This window comes from Bradyrhizobium sp. Leo170, assembly GCF_004296405.1.
In the GTDB taxonomy this organism is placed as follows: domain Bacteria; phylum Pseudomonadota; class Alphaproteobacteria; order Rhizobiales; family Xanthobacteraceae; genus Bradyrhizobium.
Genome location: NZ_PSRR01000344.1, coordinates 1 through 9,398 on the forward strand (window position 1 = coordinate 1; position 9,398 = coordinate 9,398).

General features: G+C 57.2%; 5 protein-coding genes and 2 pseudogenes. 5 read left to right on the forward strand and 2 right to left on the reverse strand.

The annotated features are described in order from the left end of the window. Positions 1-231, forward strand: a 231-nt coding sequence (locus CWO89_RS47235; protein ID WP_207234642.1) for a hypothetical protein, incomplete at its 5' end; no start/stop codon positions are given. 182 nt (positions 232-413) lie between these two features. Here CWO89_RS47235 and CWO89_RS36030 read toward each other — a convergent pair. Continuing rightward, on the reverse strand, positions 414-1,289 hold the full coding sequence (locus CWO89_RS36030; RefSeq protein ID WP_130230645.1) for a host specificity protein: 876 nt from the start codon (positions 1,287-1,289) through the stop codon (positions 414-416). Positions 1,290-2,258: 969 nt separating this feature from the next. Next, a complete protein-coding gene (locus tag CWO89_RS36035; RefSeq protein WP_245475126.1) occupies positions 2,259-3,086 on the reverse strand; it encodes a YopT-type cysteine protease domain-containing protein in 828 nt (275 codons plus the stop codon). Between the two features lie 2,839 nt (positions 3,087-5,925). On the opposite strand from CWO89_RS36035, the pseudogene CWO89_RS49770 reads away from it, so the two are divergent. From CWO89_RS49770 to CWO89_RS48350, 4 genes and pseudogenes are all read left to right on the forward strand, one after another. After that, positions 5,926-6,009: pseudogene (locus CWO89_RS49770) on the forward strand (effector protein NopP); the annotation flags it as partial. Between the two features lie 71 nt (positions 6,010-6,080). Continuing rightward, a pseudogene (locus tag CWO89_RS36045) lies at positions 6,081-6,451 on the forward strand (transposase); the annotation flags it as partial. A 773-nt stretch (positions 6,452-7,224) separates the two neighbouring features. After that, positions 7,225-7,569, forward strand: coding sequence for an IS5 family transposase (locus CWO89_RS48345; RefSeq protein WP_063623419.1), 345 nt, complete (start codon positions 7,225-7,227; stop codon positions 7,567-7,569). A 237-nt stretch (positions 7,570-7,806) separates the two neighbouring features. Next, positions 7,807-7,965, forward strand: coding sequence for a transposase (locus CWO89_RS48350; protein WP_245287529.1), 159 nt, complete (start codon positions 7,807-7,809; stop codon positions 7,963-7,965). Positions 7,966-9,398 lie beyond the last annotated feature (1,433 nt).

The window sequence follows — 9,398 nt, forward strand, 5'->3', positions numbered from 1 at the left end:
TCAGATCACTTCGTGACCGCGCGTGTAGGATGCTGCTTACACAAAAGCTCCCGGTTGCCACTAAACGCCAGCTTGAATACGCCATTCAAAGACGATGAAAACAACTTGATGATCAATCACGATAAGCATCAAGAATCGTTTGGCCACTTCGTCGGCGCTGCGCACGATGCTTGTGGAGCGTTCAAATCCCAGAGAGTTGCCAATGACCAAAAGGCAGCTCAGAGCAGCTGACTAGCAATTCAAAGAAGTTGCTCTGCCTGCGAATTCGGGAACCGCCGCCGCTTCTAATTTATTTCTGCTCGCGCGCCGCAACGAGAGCACACCCGCGCGTGCCGGGTGCTCCCGTTGCAGCGTCGCCTTGGCCCCGGTGCATGCCGGTATGAGAAGTCAAGCTGCACCCGGCGTGACTTCTGCTAGCCGGTCCCCGGGCCTAAATTGAGCCGGTCGAAGTACCAAGAAGGATCGTCCCCAGATGAATCCGTTTCGATGTATTCTTCGCCCGAATATTCCTCGACACTTCCTTCGTTTTCCTCATCGCTACTCTCAGCTTTGGAGAGATATAGGCGAGGCTTGTCCACCCGCTGCCATTTTCCCTCCTCGTTCAGCGTCCACTTGTCGGGATGCTGCCTAGGGTCAAGCACATATTCATTGTCATCTTCATTGTCACCAACGCGAACAAAACCCATCTGCTCTAGACGGGGCTTCACCTCATCCGTGGCAGGACGCGACATGACCAACGCCCGCTTACCGTCAAGCCGAAGTTGGTGTTCCAGCAGAACATCGCCTGCGTTCTCAACGAGCGGATGAGTAACCCGGAGATCGACAACGGACGAGACGTGTTTCCGCCCAGGAAAGTGCTGCTCCCACGCCTCTCCTCCCATGCGACGTCGACCTTCGGTTTTTAGAAGCCCGACACTCTTGTCACCCAATTGATAGCTGAAATATCGCGCCTGGTCCGAATCCTGTACGGTGGATCCGGCTCTGGCGACCATCGCTGTGCGCTCAGCTTTTTCGGAAACGAAATCCGAGTACTCTTGCGGATTATTGGCCATGTGCTTGATGTCGTTACCATAGAAATTTCTCAGTTCTTGCCTGAACGACTCCCTGTCGATCTCATCGATGGGAGGTTCTGAAACGAGGGAGTACGGCCGTGCCACCCCCGAGGAGGAACCAGGGGCCGTGTCTGCAAGCGTTTCGGTAAACCTCCCGCCATCTGCTGACAGCTCCGATTCATCGGCTTGGCTCGCGCTTGGAAATTGGCTGGAAGAACCAGTGATTCTGTTATACACGACGTTTGGTCTCCTATCGCAAAAGTTGCACCGTACTGGCCTGCTCGAGTCCTGTGGACAGTGATAGGCGCGCGAGCTGACAATAAGCTGACGCACAGAGGGGGCGCGGTGCTCACGCTTTGCAAGGCGAGGGGCAGCGCATTTTCCCCGCGGCTGGCCTTTTCTACGGCTATGCTTATTCCGCTTCGCGGCTAAGGTGCCATACCTTGTTACGCGAGCGAGCCGAGATCTCGGGTTCTTTAGAAGAATTACAGCCCTACCCTTGATATTGCCGCGGCCCACCATCACAACACCGTTTCACAGCTTTCCGGGCTCGATGATGCGGCCCTCGCTTGCTGATTTCAAGGCGATGCAGAACTTGCCGGCCGCGGACTTTGGTGGGGTAGCTAGGTTGAGCCACGGCTTTATCGTGGTTTCATTCGGTTGCAGCGGCGTCCGCCCGGCTGTTCAGACGATGCAAGCGCGCATCTTTAAGGAGGTCCGACGTGTAACCTCTATTCCGTTACGACCAACCAGTCGGCCATCGCCCTGACGGTTTCGCGTGATCGATCGCTATGTCGGCGACCTGCCGGCGATGACAGGCGCATTAGCCGGTGATCCGGCATCGGTCGCAACACGGATACCCGGCTTGAGATCGTGCTGAACACCTGTGGCGTCCGACGTTCACGGAGCGCACATTCTGATACGCAGGGCCTCGTTCAACTCGATCGCCAATCGTCCTCCACGAGACATCCCGTGTCGCCCGCTCCGTCAGCAGTCTCGCGGAACACCTCGCATCAGAAGTAGGAGCCGACTGGTCGGGTTGACCCCGCTTGGAGCATCTTTGGCGGCCGAGATCCGGGACATCCTCGAACACCTTGAGGCGGCCATGACGGCCCCAAGGGGACAACAGCCGGAATAGCCAATGTCAGCACGACCGACTCGTTCGCCACGAGAAGGCATTAGTCGCCAGCGGCCTTCAGGCCCGACTCAGTACATCTTTTGTGTGGTGACTGTCGATAAATGCCGCCCGTTGGGAGGATTCCTGTAACGATTGGCGAGGCTTTGGAACAATGACCCCATCTGGTCTGATGGAACAGTAAATTCTCCATAGTTAGGGTCGAAGAGCGTGGTTGTTCCATTCGACGCCGACGTCGCAACTGTGTGTGCGCCGCCTTCGGCGAAATACAAACTCAGCAAATACTTCGATCCGTCGCCGGTAATTTTGTCCAGCACGCGCGAGAACCTCGAGGGCTCGCCGAATCCGTATTTGTTCTCTCTTCCGGACGGTGCCAGGCCCGCTTCCCGCAAAATGGTGTTTTGTGCCTCAAGGTCGGCCTGAGAAGCTCCTGCTCCCTCACTTCGCAACCGATCCTTGAGGTCCTGATACTGCTGCTGCCGCTCAGCCGCTGAGTGGTGCCCTTCTGATTCCGGTATGAGCGCATCCATTCGGGCTGACGGGCTGCTGCTCAGATTGCGGAGCCACTCCGCAGTCAGCCCAACGCAGATGCCGTCTACATTCGCCTGAGGCAATTCGACCGTCCTGTATTCAAACAGCGGCCTGGGTGGAGGGGATGTAGTGGAGCTGGAAGAGGTTGAACTGTGAAAATCTGCATCCGAGGTATGTGGCTTACTGGCGCAGAGCCCCATTTTGTCGGGCAACTCCCAGGCGAATGAAGACGTTTCGAGCTCCACGATACGAGGTTGGGAAACGAGCGAGTACGGCTGTGTTGGCGCCAATGACAAACCAGCATGGGGATCCGGCGCCGCTCGGGACGGCAGGCCCGCAAGTGTTTCGGTAAAGCTGTCGCTGTCCACCGACTGCCTCGGTTCGTCAGCTTGGCTGGCGCGTGTGGATGAGCCACTAATTCGATTATCCATGGCGGTTCGCGTTCCCTTCGACGTAAGTCTCTCCCGAGTGCGTCGGGCTGCTTAGGCGGTGCTGCGAATGTTACTCAGACAAGCTGATCACAAGCTGACGGGCGCAGGTGTTACGCAGAGCACGAGGAAGGGCCCTGCGAGCAGCGCCATATAACCCAAGATCCGTGATCATGACGCGCAGGGCATGTCACTCTTCTTCAGCAGTTTACACAGCAGGCGTTTGGCCGCTTTACGATCCCGGCTCTCGACCAGAACATCATCCATCTCCGTCCGGGCACGTCGGCTTCACCACCTCCCTCGCCCTCGTGATCGCGTGGGCGCATCTCTTTTGATTTTCGATTGGCAAGGCAATTGTCAGGTCACCGGCATTGCCGTCTTAAGGACACGAGACCTCCGACGCCACGTTAGTACTTGCGCTCGGCACCACCGGCTCGCGCGCGGGGCGATTTTGGCGCTCATCACGAGTTTCTCCTTCCATTCGTTATGGCTCAAAGATGGAATGGACGTATTCGCCCAGCTCAAACGCGTTAGGCTGCCGCCTCGTGACACGTCAACACCGTCAAGCCGCTGATCACGAAAGTCGCCGAGATCGATGCCGCAGGTGGGCCGTGAATTCCCTATCCGCCGGAACACGATTCTGCATCTAATGGTCGCCGACTTAGCCCAGTCGGGGAGTACGCGTCAGGAGCATCGTCCAGTGAATCTGGGCAGCACGGTATATTCCGGAAACCGCCGATTAGATGTTATCGCTTCCACTCTTCGGCGGAGCGATATGAAATCGAACTCGCTCCGACCACGGCTGGCATCACCTTCTCACATCTTATGTTCGACAGGCCTGCCGCGCAGGATGCTTCATCATACTCACCGGGTCAACACCGAGCGATAGCAAGAGCGATCGCGAACGCTAGCGCAGCATCGCTGTTGGCCGGTGCTGTATTCAGGAAACTCCCGGACCGCCATGAGCTTGCGCAGCCACTCAACTGCCACAGCGTTCATGTTCGCCAGCTGCCAGCGGATTTGCAAAATGCGCGCTGGCGATGCGGACCGTTCAGTAGGGAACGGTGAATTGTCTAGGTAGTCCAAGTCGGCTGGGCCGGAGTGCTTCCGCCCAACCAAGTTGGCTCAGCCACCACAGATCTCAGGCCTGACGTGTAAGCCTAACGAACCCTCCTTCCTTTAGCTCGGCGTTATAAAGCTTGCCGTCGAGCGAAATGGTTGTTGGGTGGTCTGCGGTTGGCATGAGCCCCTGTTCACGCAGCTTTTCAATAAGCGCCAGGGGGGCCCATTGCTCCGGGAGAGGCGTACGATGGCGTCGGGTCTCAACGAAGAACGCTCCGAAATCTGGCGCCCCCGTCGACCCGACTCGCAGCATTTGAGCTTCCGGTGGGTTATCGACTAAATAGGTCATGATCTTCTTGAGTCCACTCGTAGGCGCTTGGGGACCCTGGAGGCCCAGCACCGTCGATCCGATTGTCCATACAGCTCTCCTATTGGTTGGAACATGGGTTCAAAACCGCCAGAGCTTTCGCTGGATTCGTCACCAGTTGACGCATGGGCGGCATCCGTGGTCAAGAAACCACGTTCTCATGTTAAGGAGCTTAGCTTTCAGGAAACTGACGAGTTTCGGCCGGACACAGTTGTACCCGCGCCCAAGTTCCCAACTCAAATGCGATGCCGCCAAGCCCACCCTCGTTGAGGGCCTTTTTCGTTTCGCTCCCTTTACTAGCTTCAAACCGGGCCCGTTGGCCGCCCCGCCTGCGTTGGACAAAGATTTCGTTTTGGGGGGCGATCTGATTCTGTAGACTGATGCTGAGACACCAAGGCTCCGGGCGGATTTCCTGTCCATCTTCTGGACTCCGGGAATGATATCCCATGCCATTAGCCCAGCAATAGAGCAGCGCGAGTTTTCGGCGATGTTGGATAGGTTTTTCTCGCCGACTTCATTGGCGTTATTGTCTCACCACGTTTCTTCTTCCTTTATCTGTCAGGCCCTGCGCCACATCTCGCTTCGGGCTCGCTCCCCGATCATTCTCGAGTGTGTCCCTCTGACGTTTGCGCCATTGTTCGTCTTGTTTCTTCCGAGCCTGGTGCTGCTTGAGTGCCCTCTCAGCGGCTTCGGGGAATTGATCTGCTCCTGTTCGGCAGAGGTGGTTTGGACCGGTCGAGCCCAGGTCTATAAGATCAACTGCTCACGCCCGCTCAGGCCAATGACTCGGATGGTGGCCAGCACTGACGCATACACGAGTAGATGGAATTGGCCGAACCGTCGCCTTGGCTACTTTGTTTCGGGTAAGGTCGCGCTGCCCCGCAGTTATCCTCGTCCTCAGTTTCGTTGTTGGCCTACATAACCGGTGCGATCGGTGGTGCGGAGGCCGAGCGCGTACTGTCGTCAGCTAGGGTTCCTATTGGGCTCCTCTTGGGTTGCGCGGCACGACGCTCAGCATCCCAACTTTGCCGACAGGAGAGCGAATCTGATGCATGGCCGATGCCCTGGCTCATCCAGCCAATCCACAACCGCTAGTCAGGCTGATGAATGGAGGCCGTGAGGAGATAGCCAAGCTTTGCGGAAACCGTTCGCGGCGCGGGATTATTATGGCATTTCGTCCTCGGCAACGGAGCTGCCGTACTCGCTCGTTTCCCGAGCCTCCATCGAGGAGATCGACAGGTCTGCATTTAGGAGAGAAGCGAGGGCCCTTTATGCCGATGAAATCAAGTAGTCGCCGCTAATCCACCGGAATACTCGGATTTCGTATCCAAAAAGGCTACGCGCCCCGCTCAGCTTGCTGAGGATTGCGGCACTACCAGAGATACCGAGCAAGCGCGATATTTCAGCTACCAATTAGGGTCTGTACCTAATTAGCGAGCTCTGATTCCCTCGCGCCGAGTTGAATCGGTACGGGGACTTCGATGCGCAACGGACTGTTCTGACCCAACGACAAGCAGTGGGCTCAGATCGAGCCGCATCTGCCAACGAACCAGCCGGGGCCGGCGCGCGATGGCGACGACGCATCATCAGCGGATCATTCACATGCTTCAGCGTGGCGCACGCTGGCGCGACTGCCCGCGCGACTATGGCCCTTACACGACGATCTCCATCGTTTCCATCGCTGGGCCAAGCGCGGCCATTGGCGGGCGATCTTTGAAGCGCTCGCCCTGCTGCTACAAGGACGGAATGACTTTGTCCATCGATTCCACCTCGATCAAAGCGCATCGCTCGGCGAGCAGCGGAAAATGCGGCAGCTTGAACAGGCGATCGGCCGCTCGCGCTGTGGCACGCGCTGAGCGACCCCGATTGCAAACCTTGGGCACGTCAGCTTTTCGAAAGCTTGTCCGAATAGCAATCCCGTTGCGATGAGAATCAATCACTACAATGTGCCCTCCGGCGAGCGGAGTCTGCACAAGCAGCGCGATGCGCTGGCGGGCGCCGCTCGCGCGGATACGACCGCTTTTACGGCCGCTTTAGCAGCCGAGGGACCAGCCTCTTTCGCTTTTGACAAGCGGCGGGGTGAGCAAGTCAGGCTGTACACAGCAATCAGCAATAGCGGCAATGTCCAACTCGTTTCTTTGTTTTCTAATGCCCATCAACGCAACAAGGTGGGAAGTATGAACGTGGCGCCGCGGCGCGACACTTTGCGAATTCTCACCATAGAGAGTCTCGACTGGTCGAGGTACAAAGGAGTCGGGGCGGCTATGCTGGACATTGCCGATCGGATTAGGGATTCAGCGGGCCTTTCCAGTCTATCCCTTATTTCTCAAGACGAGGGAGCTTCAGAATTTTTCTACAAGAAGGGATTCCGATTTACGGAGGAGGGCAGAAATGCGGAATCACATTTCCGATTCACGGTACGTTCCAGGCGACGACGTCATCCTTATCGGCGATATGGAGCGCCCGGCTTAGGGTACTCTGGCGGCAGCACTGGCCAGCCCGCCCTGCCGGGCTGGCATTTTATCAGGAGTAGCGACTGTAACCGCGAAGCGGCCGCTGGGATGCGGCCCTTTTCTGCTCTAAGGGTCTGTACCTAATCAGCTGGTTCTGATTCCCTGGCACCGAGTTGATTCGGCATGGCGGACTTCGATGCGCAAAGGACTGTTCTGGCTCAACGACAAGCAGTGGGTTCAGATAGAGAGAGCCGCGTCTGTCAACGAACCAGACGGGCCCCGCGCGCGAAGACGATCGACGGATCATCAGCGGTATCGTTCACACGCTCAGTGCGGCGCACGCTGGCGCGATTGCCCGCCTGACTATGGTCCCTACACGACGATCTACAATCGTTTCAATTGCTGGGCCAAGCGCGGCCATTGGAAGGCGGTCTTTGAAACGCTCGCCCGCTGCGGCAAGGACGGCGCGACTTTGTCCATCGACTCCACCTCGATCAAAGCGCATCGCTCCGCGAGCGGCGGAAAAGGAGAACATGAATAGGCGATCGGCCGCTCGGGCGGTGGGCGGACGACGAAAATCTACGCGCTGGACGACCCTGATTGCAAACCTTGCGCATTTCATCTTACTCCGAGACAAGACGCAGATATTGCCGCGCGGCCGGCCCTTTTGAAACTCGCACCCCCATGACTACCCTCATTGGGGACAAAGGCCACGACGGCTTTCGCGCCGAAATCGTCAATCGCGGCGTGAAGCCCGTCATTCCAAACAAATCCAACGGTGATCCTCCAGAGCTTCGGCAAACGCGTCTACAAAGGGCGCAATGTTATCGAGCGCTGTTTCTGCCGACTCAAGGATTTCAGGGGCGTTGCAACTCGCTACGACAAACTTGCCAGAAACTTCTTGGCTGCAGTCTACCTCGCCGCCATCGTCGCCTAATGGATCAGTCTGAACCTGGGAAAGCAGAGTCACGCTCTGCTGCCCAGCGGTGACCGCTTCCTGCAAATCCATCCAGATTAAATCGATCTGGTTCAGGTTCGCTTTGCTCCAGTAGTCATGGAGCCATCGGGTTTGTGCTAGATGGGGCGAACCGAATTCCAATCCTATTCGGCAAGATGCCTTGTTCGGCGCATTGAACCAAAGAGGTTCCCATTCCTTCGCATTTTAATATCCATTGCTTGGATGGAAATCGATCCTGCCATTTCGGTTATTGATCGTGATCTCGATGCGCCCCTCCCTATCCAGCAGGCAGGCCGTACATCGACTTGCCTAGCGGCGGGAAGCTGTTGGTTGCGAACTTCTGTTGGTTGCGAACTTCTGGTGATTGCGAGCTTCTGGTCACCGGATCGCGCGCCGGTGGTGCGCGAACAGATGCATGATCACATTGGTCATTGCGCATTCCAGTATTCGTCTATTTGCCACATTGCGAATTCGCTCGGTTCAATGCCCAGCAATAGCCGGCGAGAGCTCTTCCCGTCCTGGCAAAGATCTAAGTGCATGATCGCCCTGACACGCAACAAGGTTGAGAAATAGTAAGCTACGCCGCCGAACTTGATTTGCCAACGAGCCATAGACCTGCGTGGTACAGCTTTGCCTTTGCTTTTGCAGGCCTGCAACCTGGCGCTACGTGAGATTCGAGCTCGTGAGCTATATGCGCAACTGCGACGTACGCTGATTGTGATCGCAGTCGTGGGGTGTCTTGGCCGCCGGACACGATAGTTTCGCGTCTAAGGTCCAGTCAACCACGCGAGCTGCAGTAGGCCGATTGGGCCGTGGATCTACTCGCATACCAGGCACCCACCTGTTCTTCTGCTGCTCGATAGGTGACGAAGCCGCGGCCTGGCCCAATCGTCCTAGCAACCCGCGGACGCGACTGACATATCGACCCGAGGGCGGTAGTGCTTCTCTCCGCCTCCCCAGAACTGGCGAGCTCTCAATCGGAAATCCGTGATGCTGTAGACCTGGACCCATGGGCAAAGAAGCGTGAGCGTAGCACGGTTCGGCCCTGCGCTTATGTCACAGGTGCTTCACTGGTGGACTTGCGAAGTTAGCCGCGCAGCGGTTCCCCAGCCCTGCATGTCGGCCGCCCAGGTGTCGCGGACACACATTTCAGTGTGTGGACGGAATACAAGACACTTAGATGCAACTTCGGCAGTTGAGGTGCATCGCTCAACGACGCCTATGCACGTCCGCCTGAATGAGACCGGAAGGAGCGTGCCGACGAACATGCCCCGAGCGCGCGACTGTATTGACACCCGTGGGCGTCCTTCTCAACGGTGAATGCGACGGAGCTTCAGGGGCGTTCCCTTATGAAGGGATCCGCGGCGGTACTTTAACGCGATTGGGGCACGCCGTGCACTTTGACTGGCTGA